Source organism: Streptomyces sp. NPDC050732, assembly GCF_040654255.1.
Lineage (GTDB): Bacteria > Actinomycetota > Actinomycetes > Streptomycetales > Streptomycetaceae > Streptomyces.
In genome coordinates this window covers 186,112-204,935 of sequence record NZ_JBFAHP010000010.1, presented here as the reverse complement: position 1 = coordinate 204,935, position 18,824 = coordinate 186,112, and the positions used below count along the sequence as shown (strand labels likewise).

Below are 18,824 nucleotides of genomic sequence, written 5' to 3'. Positions count from 1 at the left end.
TACCCTGATCGACTCCCCGACTCCTGTTCCACCGCGGCATCGTCCAGTCGTCCGGCAACTCCGCCCACTGCTGTGAACGCGTGCGCGAAGGTGCGTTCCGCCCGGCGCGAAGCCGCCGTTTCCCCGCGCCGAGCGTGGGCAGTGATCACGCACTCCCCCACGCAAGGGGGCTGCGGACGGACCCCGCCGACGCCGTAAGGTTGGGGCGTACGCAAGGGAACATCGGAAGGAGGCCTGGGTGATCGAGCTCGAGGGGGTTCCCGAGCTGGTCGACCCGGTCATGGTGGCCGCGTTCGAGGGCTGGAACGACGCCGGTGACGCCGCCTCCGCCGCGGTCGCGCATCTCGACAAGGAGTGGAAGGGCGAGGTGTTCGCGGCGCTGGACGCCGAGGACTACTACGACTTCCAGGTCAACCGTCCGACGGTCTGGCTGGACGGCGGGGTGCGTAAGATCACGTGGCCGACGACGCGGCTCTCGGTGGTCCGCGTCGGTGGCGACAAGCCGCGCGACCTGGTCCTGGTGCGGGGCATCGAGCCGTCCATGCGGTGGCGCTCGTTCTGCAACGAGATCCTGGGTTTCGCGCACGAGCTGGGCGTCGAGCTGGTCGTGATCATGGGTGCGCTGCTCGGTGACACCCCGCACACCCGCCCGGTTCCGGTCAGCGGCGTGACGTCCGACCCGGACCTCGCGCGCACCATGGACCTGGAAGAGACCAAGTACGAAGGGCCGACGGGCATCGTCGGCATCCTTCAGGAGGCGTGCACGCACGCGGGCGTCCCGGCCGTCAGCCTCTGGGCCGCCGTCCCGCACTACGTGTCGCAGCCGCCCAACCCGAAGGCCACGCTCGCGCTCCTCAACCGCCTGGAGGACCTGATCGGGCTGCGCATCCCGCTGGGCGAGCTGGCCGAGGACGCGCGCGCCTGGCAGGTGGGCGTGGACCAGCTGGCCGCCGAGGACAGCGAGGTCGCGGAGTACGTCCAGTCCCTGGAGGAGGCGCGGGACACCGCGGAGCTGCCGGAGGCGTCGGGCGAGGCCATCGCCCGCGAGTTCGAGCGGTATCTGCGGCGCCGCGACGGCGGCGACGGCGCGGCGTACCTGCGGGACACGCCGAGCGACCGCACGCGGCCGCCGAAGCCGAAGCCCACCCAGCGGCCGGGCCAGGGCGCGGAGGGCGAGAGCGAGAACGACGATTCCGGTCCGGCGGATTCCTCGGACGACTGAGGGTTCGCAGCGCGTCAGTTTCGTGGCGCGTCCATGGGGCGGCACCCGCGCGGGTGCCGCCCCATTGTGCTGCCCTTGGCCGAATTGCACGGGGTTCCCTATTCAACTTCCCTTCAAACATTGTTGCTCGAAAGAGGGGTGGACGTCGCGGCCCGGCCGTAGCAGGGTGTGCCCCGGAAACCTGGCGCAGCGCACAGCACGGCACCCGAAGAAGTGAAGGGAGCGGTGAAGCGATGACCGAGCAGGCAGACCCGGCGCGGGACCCAGGAGCCGGCGGTCCGGGACCCGACGGAATGGGATTCACCTACCGAGAAGCCGAGCAGGAGCTGATCGTCGTCGCCCGGCCCGAGGCCCGGCTGCGCGCCGGGGAGCGGGACGTCCGCTCGGCCTCCGGCTCCGACGTGTCGGCCCTGAACATGTTCCTCTCCGACGAACAGCTCTCCCTTGAGCCGCTGTTCGGCAACGAGGAACGGCTGCGGGCCGCGGCGCCCCCGGCCGACGACGACCTGCCCGACCTGGCCCTCTTCTACCGCGTCCGCGGCGGCGATGACCGGTCCGAGGAACTGCGTGCGCGGATGGCGGCGCTGCCGGGCATCGACACGGCGTACGTCAAGCCGGGCGCCGTCCCGGCCTCCATCGACCCGTCGCCGACCCAGCCGCACGACCTCGACGACGCGACCCGGCGCCGCAAGGAGGGCATGCCCGTCACGCCCGACTTCACCAGCCGCCAGGGCTACCTGAAACCGGCCCCCGAGGGCATCGACGCCCGCTGGGCGTGGCAGCGGCTCGGCGGCTCCGGTGAGGGCGTCACCGTCATCGACGTCGAGGGCGCCTGGCAGTTGCGCCACGAGGACCTCGCGGCGAAGCTCGCGGGCGTCGTCGTCGGCACGCCCCTCCAGGACGTGGCCTGGCGCAACCACGGCACCGCGGTGATCGGCGTCCTCGGCGGCGACCGCAACAGCCTCGGCATCACCGGCATCGTCCCGGAGGCCGTGACGGCGGCCGCCTCCTTCCAGCCCCTCGGCACGGCGGCCACCATCCACGCGGCGGCCGAGCGGCTGAACCGCGGCGACATCATCCTGCTCGAACTGCACCGCCCGGGACCGAAGTTCGACTTCGAGCCGCGCGACGACCAGAAGGGCTACATCGCCATCGAGTGGTGGCCCGACGACTACGCGGCGGTGCGCCACGCCACCGCGAAGGGCGTGCTCGTCGTGGGCGCGGCGGGCAACGGCGCCGAGTCCCTGGACGACGCGGCCTACGAGCACCGGCCCGACGGCTTCCCGTCCTGGTGGCGCAACCCCTTCAACCCGTCCAACCGCTCCTCCGGCGCGGTCCTGGTGGGCGCCGGCGCGCCGCCGCCCGGCACGCACGGCCGCGACCACGGCCCGGACCGCTCGCGCCTCGCGTTCTCCAACTACGGGGCCCGGGTGGACGCGCAGGGCTGGGGCCGCGAGACCACGACGACCGGCGGCTCCTGGAACGGGCCTGGCGATCTGCAGGGCGGCGCGGACGAAATCGCCTGGTACACCGACACGTTCTCCGGCACGTCCTCCGCGTCGCCGATCGTCGTCGGCGCCCTGGCCGCGCTGCAGGGCATGCTGAAGGCCGCGGGCCAGCAGCCGATGACGCCCGACCGGGCGCGTGCGCTGCTGCGCTCCACGGGGTCGCCGCAGCAGGACGCGCCGGGCAGGCCCGCGTCGCAGCGCATCGGCAACCGCCCCGACATCAAGGCGGCGGTCACGCACCTGCTGCCGTCGGCGGTGGGCTCGGGCCAGGCCGAGCGGTACTGGGACGAGCTGCTCCCGTATCCGCCGGAACTCCCGCCGCGGCTGCGGCTGTTCGTGGCCGGGCAGTGGCGCAACCTCGACAACCCGTCCCCCGAGACGCGGCAGGCGGTGCACGCCGCCTTCGCCGGGGGCCGACCGGACGTACGCGTCTGGTTCTCGGACGACGAGGTCGTCGGCCTCGTCGTCACAGGCTGAACGGTTCCATCAGTCGATCAGTGAGGGAAGGTGGCACAGGCATGAGCACCACCCCGCAGATGAGCCAACTGGGTCAGCACCAAGGCCAGCAGCAGTACGGGCCGCAGCAGTACAGCCAGCAGCAGTACGGCCAGCAGCCGAGCCCGAGCACGGCCCCGCCGCGGCAGCAGGGCCAACAGGGTCAGCAGCAGTACGGCCCCCAGCAGGGCATCCCGAACCAGCCCGGCATGCAGGGTCAGCAGGGCATCCAGAACCAGCCGGGCATGCAGGGCCAGCAGGGCATGCAGCAGGTCCCGCCGCAGTTGCGCCAGCAGCTGCAGCAACTCGGCCAGCAGCAGCCCTTCCAGCACCTGCTCCAGCAGTTCGGCCAGGAGCAGCAGGAGCAGCAGATCCCGCAGGCGCACGCACCGGAGATCTCCACCCAGGCGCTCGCGTCCAACGTCGCGACGGCGTTCTGGGACGTCGTCCAGCCGCTTCCCGGCCAGGCGGACATCCTCTATCTGCACGTCGACAACGCCTGGCGGGCCTTCGTCAACCCCAACCCGCACACCCGCGACGAGGTCCAGGAGGCGTTCGCCTTCGGACAGCAGGTGATCGGCTACTACGACACCAACAACCCCGGCTACCTGCTGGCCATCGTGGTCACGAAGTGACCCGCTGACAGCATCTCGCCGTTGCGCCGGACGGGCGGAGGATCCCTGCCCGTCCGGCGTTCGGTGTCGCTGAGGACCACCGGTAAAGGGCCACCCCGCTAGAGGGCCACTCCGAGGAGCGCGTCCACGGCACGCGACACGATGCCGGGCGCGCCCTCGTCCGTACCGCCCTCCGCGTCCTGGCGGGCGGCCCAGCGGTCGACGGCGGCGAGCGCCGTCGGGGCGTCCAGGTCGTTCGCGAGGGCCTCGCGGATCTCCTCGACGAGCGCCTCGGCGGCGGGCGCGTCGGGGCGGGACACCGCGGCACGCCAGCGGCCGAGCCGCTCGACGGCCTCTTCGAGGACGCCGTCCGTCCACTCCCAGTCCGCGCGGTAGTGGTGCGCGAGGAGGGCGAGGCGGATGGCGGCGGGGTCGACGCCGTCGCGGCGCAGCTTCGACACGAAGACGAGGTTGCCCTTGGACTTGGACATCTTCGCGCCGTCCAGGGCGACCATGCCGGCGTGGACGTAAGCCTTGGCGAAGGGGTGCTCGCCGGTCAGGGCCTGGGCGTGGGACGCGCCCATCTCGTGGTGCGGGAACGCGAGGTCCGAGCCCCCGCCCTGGATGTCGAAGCCCATGCCCAGGTGGTCCAGGGCGATGGCCACGCACTCGATGTGCCAGCCGGGCCGGCCGCGGCCCAGCGAGCCGCCGTCCCAGCTCGGCTCGCCGTCGCGGGCCGCCATCCAGAGCATCGGGTCGAGCGGGTTCTTCTTGCCCGGCCGCTCCGGGTCGCCGCCGCGCTCGGCGGAGAGCAGCTTCATGGCGGCGGCGTCGAGCCCGGACACCTCCCCGAAGTGGGGGTCCGACTCGACGGAGAAGTAGACGTCGCCCTCCAGGTCGTAGGCGGCACCCATGTCCCGGAGACGTTCGACGAGCGGCACGATGCCGGGTATCGCCTCGACGGCTCCGATGTAGTGCTTCGGCGGCAGGAGGCGCAGCGCGGTCATGTCCTCGCGGAAGAGGGCGGTCTCGCCCTCGGCGAGTTCGACCCAGTCCTTGCCGTCGCGGTTGGCGCGTTCCAGGAGCGGGTCGTCCACGTCGGTCACGTTCTGGACGTAGTGAACCTGCCGCTTGGTGTCGAGCCACACGCGCTGCACGAGGTCGAACGCGTTGTAGGTCGCCGCGTGACCCATGTGGGTGGCGTCGTACGGAGTGATGCCGCAGACGTAGATACGGGCGACGGGACCGGGGTCGAGGGTGACGAGTCCACCGGTCGCGGTGTCGTGGATCCGGAGGTCGCGGCCCTTGCCAGGAAGGGCGGGGACCTCAGAAGCGGGCCAGGCATGCATGCCCTGAGCCTAACCGGACGGGGCGTCCGCATACGAGTGGGGATCATCGGAACGGTGGCCGGTCCCGCACTCTTGCGCGATCGGCCGGTGTGTGCGGGGGTGCGGTGCGGGTGGTACTCACGGTGCTCTTGGTGCTCTTGGTGCGGATCAGACCGGTGGCCAGGGAATCGCGGGCCAGTCGCCCGTCGGTTCCGGGTGGCGTCCCGACTCCAGCAGGGCCGCGACCCGCGCGCGCAGCGCCTCGGTCTCCGCGGCGGTGATCAGCCCGCTCAGCCGCTCGGCGAGCGCGGCACCCTCCTTGAGGCCGTCCTGCAGGGCCTGGAGGGCTTCGACCGCCTCGTCGCTCAGGGGCTCCCCCGCCCACCCCCACAGCAGCGTCCGCAGCTTGTTCTCGGCGTGGAAGGTGACGCCGTGGTCGATGCCGTAGAGACGGCCGTCGGCGGGCAGCAGGTGACCGCCCTTGCGGTCGCTGTTGTTGATCACGGCGTCGAGGACCGCGAGGCGTCGCAGGCGTACGTCGTCGGCGTGCACGAGGAGCGCCGTCCGCTCCTCGTCGACCTGCGCGAAGCCGACCGCCTTCCAGCCCTCGCCCGGTTCGTCGCCGTCGACCAGGGCGAGCAGTTCCGCGTCGCCCGAGGTCTCGATCCACAGCTGGCACATGCCTTCGCCGTGCGGGCCCGTTCGCAGGACCGTCGGCGGCACCAGGTCCCAGCCGGTGGCCCGCGACACCTCGTACGCGGCGACCTCGCGCTGCGCGAGCGTGCCGTCGGGGAAGTCCCACAGGGGGCGCTCCCCGGCGACCGGCTTGTAGACGCAGGCGGCCTCCTGGCCCTCGTACGCGACCGTGCAGTACAGCACCGCGTTCGAGGCCTCACGGATGCGGCCGCGCACGGTCAGCTCGCCGTGGGTGAGGAGCGTGACGGGGTCGACGCTCACGCTCCCCGCCGGTATCCGTTCTGGCGCGGGCATACGTGTCCTTCCGGGTCGAGCGGGAGGCTGCACAGCGGGCACGGCGGGCGTCCCGCGTTCACGACGTCGAGGGCTCTCTTGGCGAAGGCGCGGGCCTGCGCGCCGGTGAGGCGGACGCGCAGCATCGGCGGGCCGTTCTCGTCGTCCTGCAGAAGCCTTTCCTCCGCGGCGGCGAGGTCGTCGTCGGATTCGGCGTCCAGCTCGACGAGCGCCTGCGCCTCGACGACCATCCGCTCCTCCTCGCCGTCCCAGGCGAGCGCCATGGTGCCGACCCGGAACTCCTCCTCCACGGGGGAGTCGAGCGGCGCGCTGTCGGTGACCTCGGTGGGCGCGACGGCCGGCACGGGGGCGCTGCCCCCGCTGCGGCGCACGACCTCGTCGAGGAGTTCCTCCATGCGCTCGGCGAGCGCGGCCACCTGGGTCTTCTCCAGGGCGACGCTGGTCACCCTGACCCCGGCGGAGGCCTGGAGGAAGAACGTACGCCGTCCGGGCAGCCCGACCGTTCCCGCGACGAAACGCTCCGGGGGGTCGTAGAGGAACACCTGACGGGACACGACCTGTCTCCATTGGATCGACTGCAAGAGGGCTGCTTCAAGAGGGCTGCTTCCGCCGCGAGAGGGCGGCTTCAACCGCTTCACCCTACTGCGGGCGTCGATCACGGTGCGCCCGCACCGCCCCCGACCGTCGCGTCGCCGCTCGGCGGCTCCTCGCGCGGCGCCAGCGAGGCGAAGTCACCGGTGTCCCCGAGGCGTACGAGGAAGGGGCGCAGCCGGGTGTAGCGGATGACGGTGACGGAACAGGGCTCTACGGAGATTCGCTGGAAGAGGTCGAGGTGGAGTCCGATGGCTTCGGCGACGAGGGACTTGATGATGTCGCCGTGCGAGCACATCAGATACACGGCGTCCTCGCCGTGCTCGCGCTCCACGCGCGCGTTCCACTCGCGGACCGCCTCGGCCGCCCTCGTCTGCATGGCCCGCATCGATTCGCCGCCGGGGAACGCGGCCGCGGAGGGATGCTGCTGGACGACCTCCATCAGCGGCTCGTCGGCGAGCTCGGCGAGCTTGCGACCGGACCAGTCGCCGTAGTCGCACTCCCCGATGCGGTCCTCCGTGTGCACCCGGAGCCCGGGCCGGGCGGCGAGGAGCGGCGCCACGGTCTCCTGACAGCGCTGCAGGGGGCTGGTGACGACCTCGGCCATCCGCAGCGCCGCGAGCCGTCCGGGCAGCGCGGCGGCCTGCGCGGCGCCCCGCTCGTCGAGGGCCACGCCGGGGGTCCACCCGGCGAGCAGACCGGCGGTATTGGCGGTGGAGCGTCCGTGCCGGACGAGGATCAGCGTGGGCATGCGGTTCAGCGTAAGCGCAAGCGAAGGTGCATCAAGGTGCATCAAGTGGGGTGGCTGGGAACAATGCGCAGTGTGATTGTCGACTGCGCCATTTATCGCGGGGGCCGCCGGAAGGAAGGCCCCCAGGACTTCTCCGATGCCCTGGACGAGGCGCGGGCGGCGGGTGACGCGTTCGTGTGGATCGGGCTGCACGAGCCGACGGCGGAGGAGTTCGAGGAGGTCAGCCAGGAGTTCGGGCTGCATCCTCTGGCCGTGGAGGACGCCCTCAAGGCGCACCAGCGGCCCAAGCTGGAGGTCTACGACGACTCGCTGTTCATGGTCCTCAAGCCGGTCGTGTACGAGCCGGACAGCGACCGGGTCTCCTCCGGCGAGGTCATGATCTTCGTGGGTGACTCGTTCGTGGTGACCGTCCGGCACGGCGAGGGCGCGCCCCTCGGTGCCGTGCGCCACCGTCTGGAGGCCGACCCGGACGTCCTGAAGCACGGCCCGACGTCGGTGCTGTACTCCATCGCGGACGCCTCCGTGGACCACTATCTGGAGGTCGCCGACGAGTTGCAGGCCGACCTGGAGGTCCTGGAGGCGGAGGTCTTCTCTCCGGAGGGCGGCCGTTCGCGCCCCACGGCGTCGCGGATCTACACCTTCAAGCGGCAGATCCTGGAGTTCCGCCGGGCCACCGGGCCGTTGGCGCTGCCCGTGGCGCGCCTCTCCGGAACGGGCCCCTTCAGCCCCTCCGTGCCCTTCGTGGACGAGACGGCGCGGCCGTTCTTCCGGGACGTCAACGACCACCTGACGCGCGTCAACGAGTCCGTGGAGGGCCTGGACCGGCTGGTGTCGGACATCCTGTCCGCGCATCTGGCGCAGATGAGCGTGCGGCAGAACGACGACATGCGGAAGATCTCGGCCTGGGCCGCCATGGCGGCGGTCCCCACGATGATCGCGGGCGTCTACGGCATGAACTTCGACCACATGCCGGAGCTGCACTGGTGGTGGACCTATCCGGCCGTGCTCCTCCTGATGGCGGTCCTGGAGGTCGTCCTGTACCGGATGTTCAAGCGCCGCGGCTGGATGTAGCTCCCGGCCCCGGCGCCAGCCGCCCGCCCTCTCGCAGCCGTGCAGGGCGTGGACGCCTTGCGAGGGTCCGCGACGGGCAACAGCTGTACAGGTCGGCTCCGCCGAACGAAGGACGCCGGCACCGCCGTGAGGCCGTAACCGTCGGCCCCTGTGCGGCGTTGTTCCCGGTGACGGCCGTGGCGGGGAAGACCCCCCGAGCCCCCACCACGGCCGCGGACTTCCCTCCTCCGCTACGCCAGACCGGCGCGCTCCAGAGCCTCCGTGCCCGCCCGCAGGGCCGTGATCCGCTCCTCCAGCGTGAAGCCCGCGGGGGCCAGCGTCAGCGTGGTGACACCGGCGGCGGCGTAGGCCCGCATCCGGTCGGCGATCCGGTCCACGGAACCGAGCAGCGTCGTCGAGTCGATCAGCTGGTGCGGCACGGCGGCGGCGGCCCCGTCCTTGTCGCCCGCCAGGTACTTGTCCTGGATCTCGGCGGCCTCCTTCTCGTACCCCATGCGCTGCGCGAGCTGGTTGTAGAAGTTCTGCTTCCGGCTGCCCATGCCGCCGACGTAGAGGGCGGTGTACGGCCGGAACATGTTGGCGAGAGTGTCGACCTGGGCGTCCTCGCCGACGGCCAGCGGCAGCGTCGGGACGACGTCGAAGCCCTCCATGGTCCTGCCCGCCTTCTCGCGCCCGGCGCGCAGATGCTTGATCGCCGTCTCCTCCAGGTGCTCGGCGGCCGGGAAGATCAGCAGGGCGCCGTCGGCGATCTCGCCGGTCTGCTCCAGGTTCTTGGGGCCGATCGCGGCGACGTACAGCGGGATGTGCTCGCGCTGCGGGTGGACGGTCAGCTTGAGGGGCTTGCCGGGGCCGCCGGGCAGCGGCAGCGTCCAGTGCTCGCCCTCGTAGGAGAGGCGCTCCCGCGTCATGGCCTTGCGGACGATCTCGACGTACTCACGCGTGCGTGCCAGCGGCTTGTCGAACTTCACGCCGTACCAGCCCTCGGAGACCTGCGGGCCCGATACGCCGAGGCCGAGCCGGAAGCGGCCGCCGGAGAGGGAGTCGAGGGTCGCCGCCGTCATCGCGGTCATCGCCGGCTGCCGGGCCGGGATCTGGAAGATGGCGGACCCGATGTCGATGCGCTCGGTCTGCGCGGCCACCCAGGACAGCACCGTCGCGGCGTCCGAGCCGTACGCCTCCGCGGCCCAGCAGACCGCGTAGCCCAGCTTGTCGGCCTCCTTGGCCACGGCGAGATTGTCCGCGTCCATCCCCGCGCCCCAGTAGCCGAGGTTGATCCCGAGCTGCATGACAGATCCCCTTACCGCTGTACTCATGAGTAACGTCCCTGTGCCGGGGACTGTAAAGGGTGACCGAGTTCTCCACAATCACTGGTTCGTCCACAGGCCCGCCCACCGCCGTTGCCCGGCCAGTAATCTCAGCGCCCATGGAGCAGAGGCATCTCGGCCGGACCGGCCTTCGCGTGTCCCGCATCGGACTCGGCACCCTCACCTGGGGGCACACCGAGGAGAACGACGCCGCCGAGCTGTTGAAGGTGTTCTGGGAAGCGGGCGGCACCCTCGTCGACACCGCCGATGTGTACGGCGACGGGGAGGCCGAATATCTGCTCGGGCGCCTGATCGAGCGGCTCGTGCCCAGGCGCGACCTGATCATCGCCACCAAGGCGGGCAGCGTCCCTGACCCCGAGCGGCGCTTCGACGGCTCGCGCGGCCACCTGCTCGCCGCGCTCGACGCCTCCCTCACGCGCCTCAACACCGACTATGTGGACCTGTGGCAGGTGCACGCCTTCGATCCGGAGACACCTCTGGAGGAGACGCTGCAGGCCCTCGACATAGCGGTGAGCAGTGGGCGGGCCCGCTATGCGGGGGTCTCCAACTTCTGCGGCTGGCAGCTCGCCAAGGCCGCCACGTGGCAGCTGGCACCGCCCGGCACCCGCACCCGCCTGGCCAGTACGCAGATGGAGTACTCCCTGCTGCAGCGCGGCGTCGAGCGGGAGGTGCTGCCCGCGGCCCTGGACCTCGGGGTCGGACTGCTGCCGTCCTCGCCGCTCGGCCGGGGCGTGCTCACGGGGAAGTACCGCCACGCCACCCCCGCCGACTCGCGCGGCGGTTCGGACCAGCTGGCGCCCTTCGTCGCGCCGTACCTCGACGACACGGCGGGCCGCATCGTCGACGCGGTCGCGACGGCCGCCGACGGGCTCGCGGCCACCCCGCTCCAGGTCGCCCTCGCGTGGGTGCGGGACCGCCCCGGAGTGACGGCCCCGATCGTCGGCGCGCGCAACGCGCAGCAGCTCACGGCCGCGTTGTCAGTGGAGACCCTTAGTCTTCCTGACGAGATCTGCCGGGCGCTCGACGACGTGTCGGCGCCGGTGCACCGCTATCCCGATCACGACTGGAGCACGCTGTGAGTACGGAACCCGCTGCCGCGGAGGACCCCGAGGCCGCTGCCGCGGAGCAAGCGGAGTCGCCCGGCGCGGAGGAAGCCACGCCGGAATCGTCCGAGACACCCGAGACGTCCGAGACGCCCGAAGGCGAGGCCAAGGCCGAGGGCACCGAGCTGTCCGAGGCCGAGGCGGAGATCGCCGCGCAGCGGGAGCTGCGGGAGCGGATCGAGCAGCGGAAGGCGTCGAAGCAGGGACCGATCGGGGCCGGGGCGAAGCTGAGCGGGACCGCCGCCGACCTGCTGGCCGCCGTGCGGGCCGTGGAGAGTGGCGAGAAGCCCGTCGCGAGCGCCTTCCGCGACCCGCAGCCCGCACCGCGCAGGCCCGCGCCGTCCGGCACCCCGGAGCCCGTGCGCCCGCAGCAGCCGGAGCCGTCGCGGGCACCCGCGACGGAGACCGTCGAGGCCGTCGCCGCCGTGCTCGCCGAGGGAGGCGCGCCGGCCGCCCTCGCCGCGCCGACAGCGGCCGCGCTCGGCGAGGACGCCGACGGCCAACTGCGCGCGGATCCGTGGCAATTGCTGCGGGTCGCCGGGGTGCGGCCCGAGCAGGCCGACGGGTTCGCCAGGGCGCTGCTCGGCCCCGAGTGCGGGCCGGACGACGAGCGCAGGGGCCGTGCGATCACCGTGTGGCTCCTGGAGCAGGCGGCCCTCGCCGGGCACACGGCGCTCGACTCCGCGGCGCTGACCGCCGCGCTCGGGCAGCGTGCGGTGCCGGATCCGGACGCGGCCGTGCAGAGCGCGCTCGCCGAGGGCGACGCCCTGGTCTTCCAGGACGCCATCGAAGGGGCCGAGGTGCCGGCCCGGCGCCCGGCCGACGAGGGCGCGCGGGACGGCGAGGGGGACGAGGAGGGCGCGGCCGATGAGCCGGCGCCGCCGGTCCGCGTCCTGATCGGCCTGGAGCGGTATGCACTCGCGGAGGAGAGCCTCGCCGACGGCCTCGCCCGGGTGATCAACTCCCTGCCCAAGGAGGACGGCGGCTCGGGCCCCCGGGGCGCCGACTGGGAGGCCGCCGCCGCGCAGGCCTCGGGGACCACCGCCGAGCTGATCCGTGCCGTCGCCGGGCACGGCCTCGTGCTGCACTCCGGCGGCGAGGAGGCCCGCGCCGAGCCCGCCGCGCTGGTCGCCGCGGCCACGGCGCTCGGCCTGCGGGTGTGTGCCGCCGCCCACAGCGCCGACGGACGCCGTCGCCTCGCGCGGGCGACGGGCTCGGAGGAGACCGCGGTGACCGTGGCCGGACTGCTCTCGGGAGGCCAGGGCCCCGGACGCGACGCGGACGGCGCGCTCGCCCTCGACCTCCTGGTCGTCCTGGACGCGCCGCAGCTGGACGTGGAGAGCGCCGCGATGCTCGTCGAGTCGCTGCCGGACGGCGCCCGCCTGGTGCTCAGCGGTGACCCCGGTGTCCTGTGGTCGGCGGGGCCCGGCCGGGTCTTCGCCGACCTCCTCGCCGCGCGCTGCTGCCCGCAGGTCGTCTCGCGCACCCCCGACCCGGGCCCTCTCGGGGAGCTGACCTCGGGCATCGGCATCGGCGAGCTGAACCAGGTCGAGGCGCCCGGCAAGGAGGTCGTCCTCGTCCCGGTGCGGGACGCCGCCGAGGCGATCCACCGCACCGTGCAGCTCGTCGCGGACTCGGTGCCGAGGGCGATCGGGGTGCCCGCGGAGCAGACGCAGGTCATCACGCCGGGACACGGCGGCGCGGCGGGCACCCGTGTGCTCAACGCGGCCCTGAAGGAACGGCTGAATCCGGGCCCCGGCCGGTTCGGCGGCTTCGATCCGGACGACCGGGTCGCGCACGTCCCCGCCCCGGGCCGCACGACGCTCGGCCGCGTGGTGCGGGCCGACGCGGAAGGGCTGCACCTGGAGTGCGACGGCACCCCCGTCGTCGTACCCAAGGAGCGGGTGGAGCGAGAAGTGCGGCACGCGTGGGCGCTCACCGCGCATCAGGCCACGGGGCAGCGCTGGCCCGCGGTGGTCGTGGTGCTGCCGGGCGACGCCGCGCAGACGCTGACCCGCCCCTGGGTCTACACCGCGTTCAGCCGCGGGGAGCGGCACCTGTCGGTCGTGCAGGGCGTGGAGCAGGAGCTGCCCCGCGCGGTGGCGGAGCGCCTCTGGAAGGACCGTACGACGCGGCTGCAGACGCTGCTGCGCCCACAGGTGCCCGCGGAGCCGGCCGCGGCGGCGGCCTGAGCCGACCGCTCGCATGACAGATGCGCTCGCCGCCCCCGGAGGGAGCGGCGAGCGCAGGAGCGATTCGCCACGGAGGCGCGTCAGCGACCAGCTGTTCCGTCGGAGTCGTCGTCGGGGTCGTCGACATCGTCGGCGTCGTCGATCGCGTCGAGCGGCACCGGCACATCGGGATCGATGTCGACATCCGCGTCGAGGCCGTCGAGCCCGTCGTCGTCCGCTTCGTCGTCGAAGACCACGCTGACGTCGAAGCGGCACACCACCCGGTGCGGGTCGGCGTGGTCGAAGGGGGCGTCGAGCCACTCCCCCGGCTCGGCGGCGGCGTCCACCGCGGTGACCCAGAGCGTCGAGTCGCCCTCCTCCAGGCCGAACTCCTTGTGCCGGGAGGAGATCTCGTCCGGTTCGAACTCCCCGAAGAGGACGCCGAGGGCGCTGTGGACGGTGTCGGCCGAGCCGTTGCCCCCCGCGCCGCCCGCGTCGAGGTCGGCGACCCGCTGGGCCTGGGCCAGGAGCCGCTGCGGCTCCGCCACGGTGTAGTCGCGGCGGATCAGCACGCTCAGCGCGTTGGCCTCCTCGGGGCCCTGGTAGGGCGGCAGCGCGTCGTCCGTGCCGGGGATCTCGAAGGGCGTGACCTCGTCGTAGCGGTCGTAGAGGAGCTCGTCGTACTCCTCCGCCGCCGCGGCGAGTTCGTTGAACGCTTCGTAGACGGCCGGATCGTCCTCGCCCGACCTGCGTTCGACCGCGGCCAGGTGGCGGTCGAGCGCGGTCTTGACCGCCTCGGCGGCGGCACGTACCTCGGCAGCGGTGGGCTGCGCAGCATCAGACATAGTGCAGACGCTATCCGTACCGGGCCCGTGCCCGCACAATAGATGCGATGCCGGAATACGAATTTGTCGACGTGTATGTACCGCGCGGGGTCACCCGCAAGGAAGCCACACGCCTGCTGACGGACCACGCAGAGTACGGACACTGGGAGTTGGACCGCCTGAGACTGCATCCCGACGGGAGCCGCAGAGTGCGGCTGAAGCGGCGGATCATCCGCCAGGTGCGGGCCACCTGGTGAGTGCCGCGCGCCCGGGGACGCCGGGCCGCGGCACGGGACAGACGGAGCGGGCCCCACGACGATGGGGCCCGCTCCGTTCGGCGTGCTCGGACCGTGCTCGGACGGGGATGGCTCAGGCGGCCGTCCGGGCCCTCCGGTAGAGCACCGCGCCCGCGAGCAGCGTGCCCGCGCCGAGCGGCAGTGCGACGCCGAGCGGCAGCTCACTGCCCGTCGAGGCGAGCTGCGACGTCCCCTCGGGCGGCGTGACGAGCTGCGCGCCCGGGCCGGTGCGGTCGTCGATCGGGTGGCGCGGGTCGTGCGGCGACTGGGAGCCGCCGGGGGTGCCGGGGTCGCCGGGCTTACCGGGCTTACCCGGATCACCGGGCTTACCCGGGTCGCCGGGCTTGCCCGGGTCACCAGGCTTACCGGGGTCGCCCGGCTTACCGGGGTCGCCCGGCTTGCCCGGCTCCCCGGGCTTCCCCGGCTGCCCGGGGTCGGTCGGGGGCTTCCCGCCGCCCGGCGGAGTGCCCGCGTCACCGGAGTCGCTGCCGCATTCGTTGCCCATGGCGGCGTTGCCGAGGCCGCCGATGGTGACGCTGTTGCCGCAGACGTTCACCGGAGCGTTGATCGGCAACTGCACGTCGTTGCCGGAGCCGACGCCCGGTGAGTCGCCGGCGTGACCGTCGGCCTTGGCTCCGCCGCCGGACGGCTTGTGCGAGCCGCCGCCCTTGCCCGAGGTGTTGGCGCAGTTGTTGCCTGCCGCCGGGTTGAGGACGCCGACCACGTTCACGGTGTTCCCGCACACGTTGACCGGAACGTCGACGGGGAGCTGGACACTGTTGCCCGCCAGCACGCCGGGCGAACCCGAACTGCTGCCCCTCGCGCCCGAATCCGCCTGTGCATGACCTGCGGTCGCGGCGAGCACGCCCGTCGCGGCCGCCACGGTGATCAGGCCTTTGCGCGTGACCTGTCGCATAGCTGTTCCCTGCCTTTTGCCGTACATCCGGAATACGTTCGAGCCCGCTGGCCCGGACGTGGAATACCGGTCGGCCCCGGAGCGCATGGCGTGCACTCCGGGGCCGACAAGCTCAGACCCTTAACGGGTGAGGCGCGGCAACGTCACTTGTTGACGCAGTAGTTGCCGAAGGTGGGGTTCAGCAGACCGATCACGGAGACCGTGTTGCCGCAGGCGTTCACCGGCACGTGGACGGGCACCTGGACGACATTGCCCGACGCGACGCCGGGGGAGTTGACAGCGGCACCCTGGGCACCGGCGTCGGCGGTGGCGATGCCCGCACCCGCGAGCACGAGACCGCCGGTGGCAGCCACAGCGGCGACGACCTTCTTGATCATTATTCCTCCTAGTTGGCAATGCAGTCCCAGCCGCGGACTGCATCACCTGTAACGAGGAGGGATCTCCATGGCTACGAGCCTATGGTCTCATTCACTCTTTTCAGTCAAGTACGTACGCGCTGGCGATTGTTGGAGATTCGTTTCGGTCAGGAAGCCTCGATGAAGCGGTCGAGCACCCGGACGCCGAACTTCAGGCCGTCGACCGGCACCCGCTCGTCGACGCCGTGGAACATGCCCGCGAAGTCCAGCTCCGGCGGCAGCTTCAGCGGCGCGAAGCCGAACCCGCGGATGCCGAGGTCGTCGAAGGACTTGGCGTCCGTGCCCGCCGAGAGCATGTACGGCACGGCGCGCGCGATCGGGTCCTCGGCCCGCAGGGCGGTCTGCATGGCGTCGACGAGAGCCCCGTCGAAGGTGGTCTCCAGGGCCTTGTCCGCGTGCACGTCCTCGCGCTTGACCCGCGGGCCGAGAATCCGGTCCAGGTCGGCGAGGAATTCCTCCTCGTACCCCGGCAGGTAGCGCCCGTCGACGTGTGCGGTGGCCTGCCCCGGGATGACGTTCACCTTGTAGCCGGCGCCGAGCTGCGTCGGGTTGGCGGTGTTCTGCAGGGAGGCGCCGATGAGCTTGGCGATGCCGCCGAGCTTGGCGAGCGTCTCATCCATGTTCTCCGGGTCGAGCTCGGTGCCGAGGGCGTCGCCGAGCTCGTCGAGGAAGTGCCGCAGCGTCTTGGTGACCCGCACCGGGAACTTGTGCCGCCCGAGGCGCCCGACCGCCTCGGAGAGCTCGGTGATCGCGTTGTCCTTGTGGATCATCGAGCCGTGTCCCGCGGTGCCGTCCACGGTCAGCTTCATCCAGTGCATGCCCTTCTGGGCCGTCTCGACGAGGTAGAGCCGCAGGTTCTCGTTGACGGTGAAGGAGAAGCCGCCGACCTCGCTGATCGCCTCCGTGCACCCCTCGAAGAGGTCCGGGTGGTTGTCGACCAGGTACCGCGCGCCGTACGTGCCGCCCGCCTCCTCGTCCGCGAGGAACGCCAGGACGATGTCGCGCGGGGGCTTGCGGCCGCTGCGCATCCGGTCCCGTACGACCGCGAGGGTCATCGCGTCCATGTCCTTCATGTCGACGGCGCCCCGGCCCCACACGCAGCCGTCCGCGATCTCCCCGGAGAAGGGGTTGTGCGTCCAGTCGGCGGCGTTGGCCGGCACGACGTCCGTGTGGCCGTGGATGAGGAGCGCGGGCCGCGACGGGTCCTCGCCCTCGATCCTGGCGACCGTGGAGGCCCTGCCGGGGTGGGACTCGAAGATCTTCGGTTCGAGACCGACCTCGGCGAGCTTCTCCGCGACGTACTCGGCGGCCTTGCGCTCCCCCGGGCCCGAGTGGTCGCCGTAGTTGCTCGTATCGATCTGGATCAGTTCGCGACAGAGGTCGACGACCTCGTCCTCACCGGTGACGGCCTTGCCCGTGCTGGACCCGCTCACGCTGGTTCCTCCCGCATTCGCTGCTGGTGGTCCCCTTCATCCTCCCTCCCCGGAGCTCCGCGCCCAAGGGCGGGCGGGGGTCGTCATGCGCCGTTCACAGCGGACCAGGGGGGTGATCGAGTACCCCTGGAGGCCTGGTAATGTTCTCTCTGTCGCCGCGGGGAACACCCCGCCGAGACAACACCCGGTCCGGGTGGCGGAATGGCAGACGCGCTAGCTTGAGGTGCTAGTGCCCTTTATCGGGCGTGGGGGTTCAAGTCCCCCCTCGGACACAAGCAAGGCCCCAGTCGTGAGACTGGGGCCTTTCGCGTGCGGGATCAGGGCCGGTCAGGGCCGGTCCGCGGAGTCCCGCCAGTGGGCGTGGTTGCGGCGGGCGGCCCGCGTGTCGTCGTGCCGCTCGCCCAGCGCGGAGCCGTAGCTCTCGGCGAGCTCGGCGAAGGCGGCCGCCGCGCGGTCGGCGTGGCCGCTCACCCCGAGCCAGTGGGCGTGCTGCCACCGGCAGCTCAGTGAGCGCGTGTCGCCGGGGCCCAGCGCCCCCGACGCGTCCACGGACAGCTCGGCGAACAGGTCGGCGGCGGCGGCCGCGTCGCCGCCGATGCCGCACCAGCGGGCCCGCTCGTGCCGTGCTTGGAGCGTGTCGGGGTGGGTCGGGCCCCGTTCGGCGGCCAGCCGCTCGGCGAGCCGTGCGTACCCCTGGGCGGCTTCGGCCGCGTGTCCGTTCTCGCCCTCGGCGTGGGCCAGGGCCCGGTGTGCGAGGAGGGTGAGCTCGTGGCGTTCGCCGAGCACGTGGTCGCACTGGTGCGCCAGCCCCCGCAGGGCGGTCAGCGCGTCGGCCAGGTCGCCGGCCTCGCCCGACGCCACGGCCCGGCGCAGCCGCTCCGGCACGTCGGCGGGTGCCAGCGGGCGGAACGCGGCGTTCACGGCCAGGGCCAGCTGGTCGCTCGTCCCGGTGCCGCACCGCTGGGGCCTCGGCTCCCCCTTCGCGGCGAGGACCCGGGACGTGTGCCGGTAGGCGGCCTCCAGCGTGAGCAGTTCCCGTTCCGCGGCGGAGCCCTCGCGGAGGAACTTGATCAGTTCCCCCGTGAACAGCGTGTGCCGGTCGCCCAGGGGGGCGCGGGCCGGGGCGTTCGCGGGGGCGGATGCCAGGACGAACGTGCCGGCGATCTCCAGCTGGCCGAAGTAGAGCGACGCGGTGTCCCCCATGGCCTCGATGGCCCGGCCCGAGAAGCAGCAGTCGAGCAGCAGCACGCGGTTCCTGGCCGGCGCGGACGCCATCGTCTCGCGGATCAGGTCGAAGCGCAGGCTCGACCAGCCGAGCAGCTTGGTGTCGCTGCCGGTGAGCAGGAGGTGGAGCAGGCCGCGGTCGTCCAGCGCGCCGTGCCCCGCGAAGTAGACGAGGAACATGTCCTCCACCGAGCTCGCCGCGCGGCTGAGCGCCTCCCCCACCCGCTGGGGCTCCTTGACGTCGCGCAGCACCGTGCAGCGCGCCTCGGGCAGTGCGCAGTTGCCGGCTCCTGTGAGCAGGGAGCGCAGATCGTCGAGGTTGTTGCGCACCGCGGGGAGCGGGGGCAGTTCGTCGTCGTCGTAGCTGCCGCAACCGATGAGTACCGCATGCGAGTTCGAGCCGCTGGCCAGCCGCACGTCGTCCCCCTCTTGCCGCAGCGCACCGCTGCCCAAATGATAGCGAGGCAACTCATTTGAGGAGTGGCGCTCTTACCGCTGTCCGAGGTTTCGGGCATGCTGGCGAATCCGAGGTCGGCCGCGACGGGT

The 18,824-nt window shown here is 72.3% G+C and carries 17 protein-coding genes and 1 tRNA gene; 8 read left to right on the top strand and 10 right to left on the bottom strand.

Translation table 11 applies throughout. The annotated features are described in order from the left end of the window. The first annotated feature begins 238 nt into the window (after positions 1–238). From AB0H82_RS12035 to AB0H82_RS12025, 3 genes are all read left to right on the top strand, one after another. On the top strand, positions 239–1,222 hold the full coding sequence (locus tag AB0H82_RS12035) for a PAC2 family protein (protein ID WP_362991486.1): 984 nt from the start codon (positions 239–241) through the stop codon (positions 1,220–1,222). Between the two features lie 233 nt (positions 1,223–1,455). Beyond that, positions 1,456–3,207 carry a S8 family peptidase gene (locus AB0H82_RS12030; protein WP_362991484.1) on the top strand — a complete coding sequence of 584 codons (1,752 nt, stop codon included), beginning with the start codon at positions 1,456–1,458 and terminating at the stop codon, positions 3,205–3,207. 41 nt (positions 3,208–3,248) lie between these two features. Next, positions 3,249–3,860 (top strand): hypothetical protein, encoded by a 612-nt coding sequence (locus AB0H82_RS12025; protein ID WP_362991482.1) that lies wholly within the window; start codon positions 3,249–3,251, stop codon positions 3,858–3,860. A 98-nt stretch (positions 3,861–3,958) separates the two neighbouring features. Here AB0H82_RS12025 and mshC read toward each other — a convergent pair whose 3' ends face one another. From mshC to AB0H82_RS12005, 4 genes are all read right to left on the bottom strand, one after another. Beyond that, on the bottom strand, positions 3,959–5,188 hold the full coding sequence (gene mshC / locus AB0H82_RS12020) for a cysteine--1-D-myo-inosityl 2-amino-2-deoxy-alpha-D-glucopyranoside ligase (RefSeq protein WP_362991480.1): 1,230 nt from the start codon (positions 5,186–5,188) through the stop codon (positions 3,959–3,961). 147 nt (positions 5,189–5,335) lie between these two features. Continuing rightward, the gene (locus tag AB0H82_RS12015; protein ID WP_362991478.1) at positions 5,336–6,157 is read right to left on the bottom strand and encodes an SCO1664 family protein; all 822 of its coding nucleotides are present in this window, start codon (positions 6,155–6,157) and stop codon (positions 5,336–5,338) included. Then, a complete protein-coding gene (locus AB0H82_RS12010; RefSeq protein ID WP_362991476.1) occupies positions 6,121–6,711 on the bottom strand; it encodes a DUF3090 domain-containing protein in 591 nt (196 codons plus the stop codon). Before AB0H82_RS12010 ends, AB0H82_RS12015 begins: the two co-directional genes overlap by 37 nt. Before the next feature lie 101 nt (positions 6,712–6,812). Next, positions 6,813–7,499, bottom strand: coding sequence for a histidine phosphatase family protein (locus tag AB0H82_RS12005; protein WP_362991474.1), 687 nt, complete (start codon positions 7,497–7,499; stop codon positions 6,813–6,815). 72 nt (positions 7,500–7,571) lie between these two features. On the opposite strand from AB0H82_RS12005, the gene corA reads away from it, so the two are divergent. Beyond that, positions 7,572–8,570, top strand: coding sequence for a magnesium/cobalt transporter CorA (gene corA / locus AB0H82_RS12000; RefSeq protein ID WP_362991552.1), 999 nt, complete (start codon positions 7,572–7,574; stop codon positions 8,568–8,570). A gap of 230 nt (positions 8,571–8,800) precedes the next feature. Here the strand turns inward: corA and AB0H82_RS11995 are convergent, their stop codons facing one another. Continuing rightward, positions 8,801–9,856, bottom strand: coding sequence for an LLM class F420-dependent oxidoreductase (locus AB0H82_RS11995; RefSeq protein WP_362991472.1), 1,056 nt, complete (start codon positions 9,854–9,856; stop codon positions 8,801–8,803). 137 nt (positions 9,857–9,993) lie between these two features. On the opposite strand from AB0H82_RS11995, the gene AB0H82_RS11990 reads away from it, so the two are divergent. Together AB0H82_RS11990 and AB0H82_RS11985 are read left to right on the top strand one after the other, a co-directional pair. Then, positions 9,994–10,974 carry an aldo/keto reductase gene (locus AB0H82_RS11990; protein WP_362991470.1) on the top strand — a complete coding sequence of 327 codons (981 nt, stop codon included), beginning with the start codon at positions 9,994–9,996 and terminating at the stop codon, positions 10,972–10,974. Next, the gene (locus AB0H82_RS11985) at positions 10,959–13,190 is read left to right on the top strand and encodes a helix-hairpin-helix domain-containing protein (RefSeq protein WP_362991550.1); all 2,232 of its coding nucleotides are present in this window, start codon (positions 10,959–10,961) and stop codon (positions 13,188–13,190) included. Before AB0H82_RS11990 ends, AB0H82_RS11985 begins: the two co-directional genes overlap by 16 nt. 80 nt (positions 13,191–13,270) lie before the next feature. Here the strand turns inward: AB0H82_RS11985 and AB0H82_RS11980 are convergent, their stop codons facing one another. Beyond that, positions 13,271–14,014, bottom strand: coding sequence for a hypothetical protein (locus AB0H82_RS11980; protein WP_362991468.1), 744 nt, complete (start codon positions 14,012–14,014; stop codon positions 13,271–13,273). Between the two features lie 47 nt (positions 14,015–14,061). On the opposite strand from AB0H82_RS11980, the gene AB0H82_RS11975 reads away from it, so the two are divergent. After that, the gene (locus tag AB0H82_RS11975; protein WP_355810220.1) at positions 14,062–14,250 is read left to right on the top strand and encodes a DUF5703 family protein; all 189 of its coding nucleotides are present in this window, start codon (positions 14,062–14,064) and stop codon (positions 14,248–14,250) included. Between the two features lie 112 nt (positions 14,251–14,362). Here AB0H82_RS11975 and AB0H82_RS11970 read toward each other — a convergent pair whose 3' ends face one another. From AB0H82_RS11970 to AB0H82_RS11960, 3 genes are all read right to left on the bottom strand, one after another. After that, a complete protein-coding gene (locus AB0H82_RS11970) occupies positions 14,363–15,205 on the bottom strand; it encodes a chaplin family protein (RefSeq protein ID WP_362991465.1) in 843 nt (280 codons plus the stop codon). A 143-nt stretch (positions 15,206–15,348) separates the two neighbouring features. Then, on the bottom strand, positions 15,349–15,582 hold the full coding sequence (locus tag AB0H82_RS11965; protein WP_362991463.1) for a chaplin: 234 nt from the start codon (positions 15,580–15,582) through the stop codon (positions 15,349–15,351). 146 nt (positions 15,583–15,728) lie between these two features. Beyond that, positions 15,729–17,054, bottom strand: coding sequence for a M20/M25/M40 family metallo-hydrolase (locus tag AB0H82_RS11960; RefSeq protein WP_362991461.1), 1,326 nt, complete (start codon positions 17,052–17,054; stop codon positions 15,729–15,731). 187 nt (positions 17,055–17,241) lie between these two features. Here AB0H82_RS11960 and AB0H82_RS11955 point away from each other — a divergent pair. Next, positions 17,242–17,326 (top strand) — tRNA-Leu (locus tag AB0H82_RS11955). A 55-nt stretch (positions 17,327–17,381) separates the two neighbouring features. On the opposite strand, the gene AB0H82_RS11950 is transcribed toward AB0H82_RS11955, so the two are convergent. Next, positions 17,382–18,695, bottom strand: a complete 1,314-nt coding sequence (locus AB0H82_RS11950; protein ID WP_362991459.1) for a caspase family protein — start codon at positions 18,693–18,695, stop codon at positions 17,382–17,384. Positions 18,696–18,824 lie beyond the last annotated feature (129 nt).

Bases quoted from the DNA above. Each gene is read 5' to 3' on its own strand.
- AB0H82_RS12030 (WP_362991484.1), top strand. From the start codon at position 1,456: ATGACCGAGCAGGCAGACCCGGCGCGGGACCCAGGAGCCGGCGGTCCG.
- AB0H82_RS12025 (WP_362991482.1), top strand. From the start codon at position 3,249: ATGAGCACCACCCCGCAGATGAGCCAACTGGGTCAGCACCAAGGCCAG.
- mshC (WP_362991480.1), bottom strand. From the start codon at position 5,188: ATGCATGCCTGGCCCGCTTCTGAGGTCCCCGCCCTTCCTGGCAAGGGC.
- AB0H82_RS12015 (WP_362991478.1), bottom strand. From the start codon at position 6,157: ATGCCCGCGCCAGAACGGATACCGGCGGGGAGCGTGAGCGTCGACCCC.
- AB0H82_RS12005 (WP_362991474.1), bottom strand. From the start codon at position 7,499: ATGCCCACGCTGATCCTCGTCCGGCACGGACGCTCCACCGCCAATACC.
- AB0H82_RS11995 (WP_362991472.1), bottom strand. From the start codon at position 9,856: ATGCAGCTCGGGATCAACCTCGGCTACTGGGGCGCGGGGATGGACGCG.
- AB0H82_RS11990 (WP_362991470.1), top strand. From the start codon at position 9,994: ATGGAGCAGAGGCATCTCGGCCGGACCGGCCTTCGCGTGTCCCGCATC.
- AB0H82_RS11980 (WP_362991468.1), bottom strand. From the start codon at position 14,014: ATGTCTGATGCTGCGCAGCCCACCGCTGCCGAGGTACGTGCCGCCGCC.
- AB0H82_RS11975 (WP_355810220.1), top strand. From the start codon at position 14,062: ATGCCGGAATACGAATTTGTCGACGTGTATGTACCGCGCGGGGTCACC.
- AB0H82_RS11970 (WP_362991465.1), bottom strand. From the start codon at position 15,205: ATGCGACAGGTCACGCGCAAAGGCCTGATCACCGTGGCGGCCGCGACG.
- AB0H82_RS11965 (WP_362991463.1), bottom strand. From the start codon at position 15,582: ATGATCAAGAAGGTCGTCGCCGCTGTGGCTGCCACCGGCGGTCTCGTG.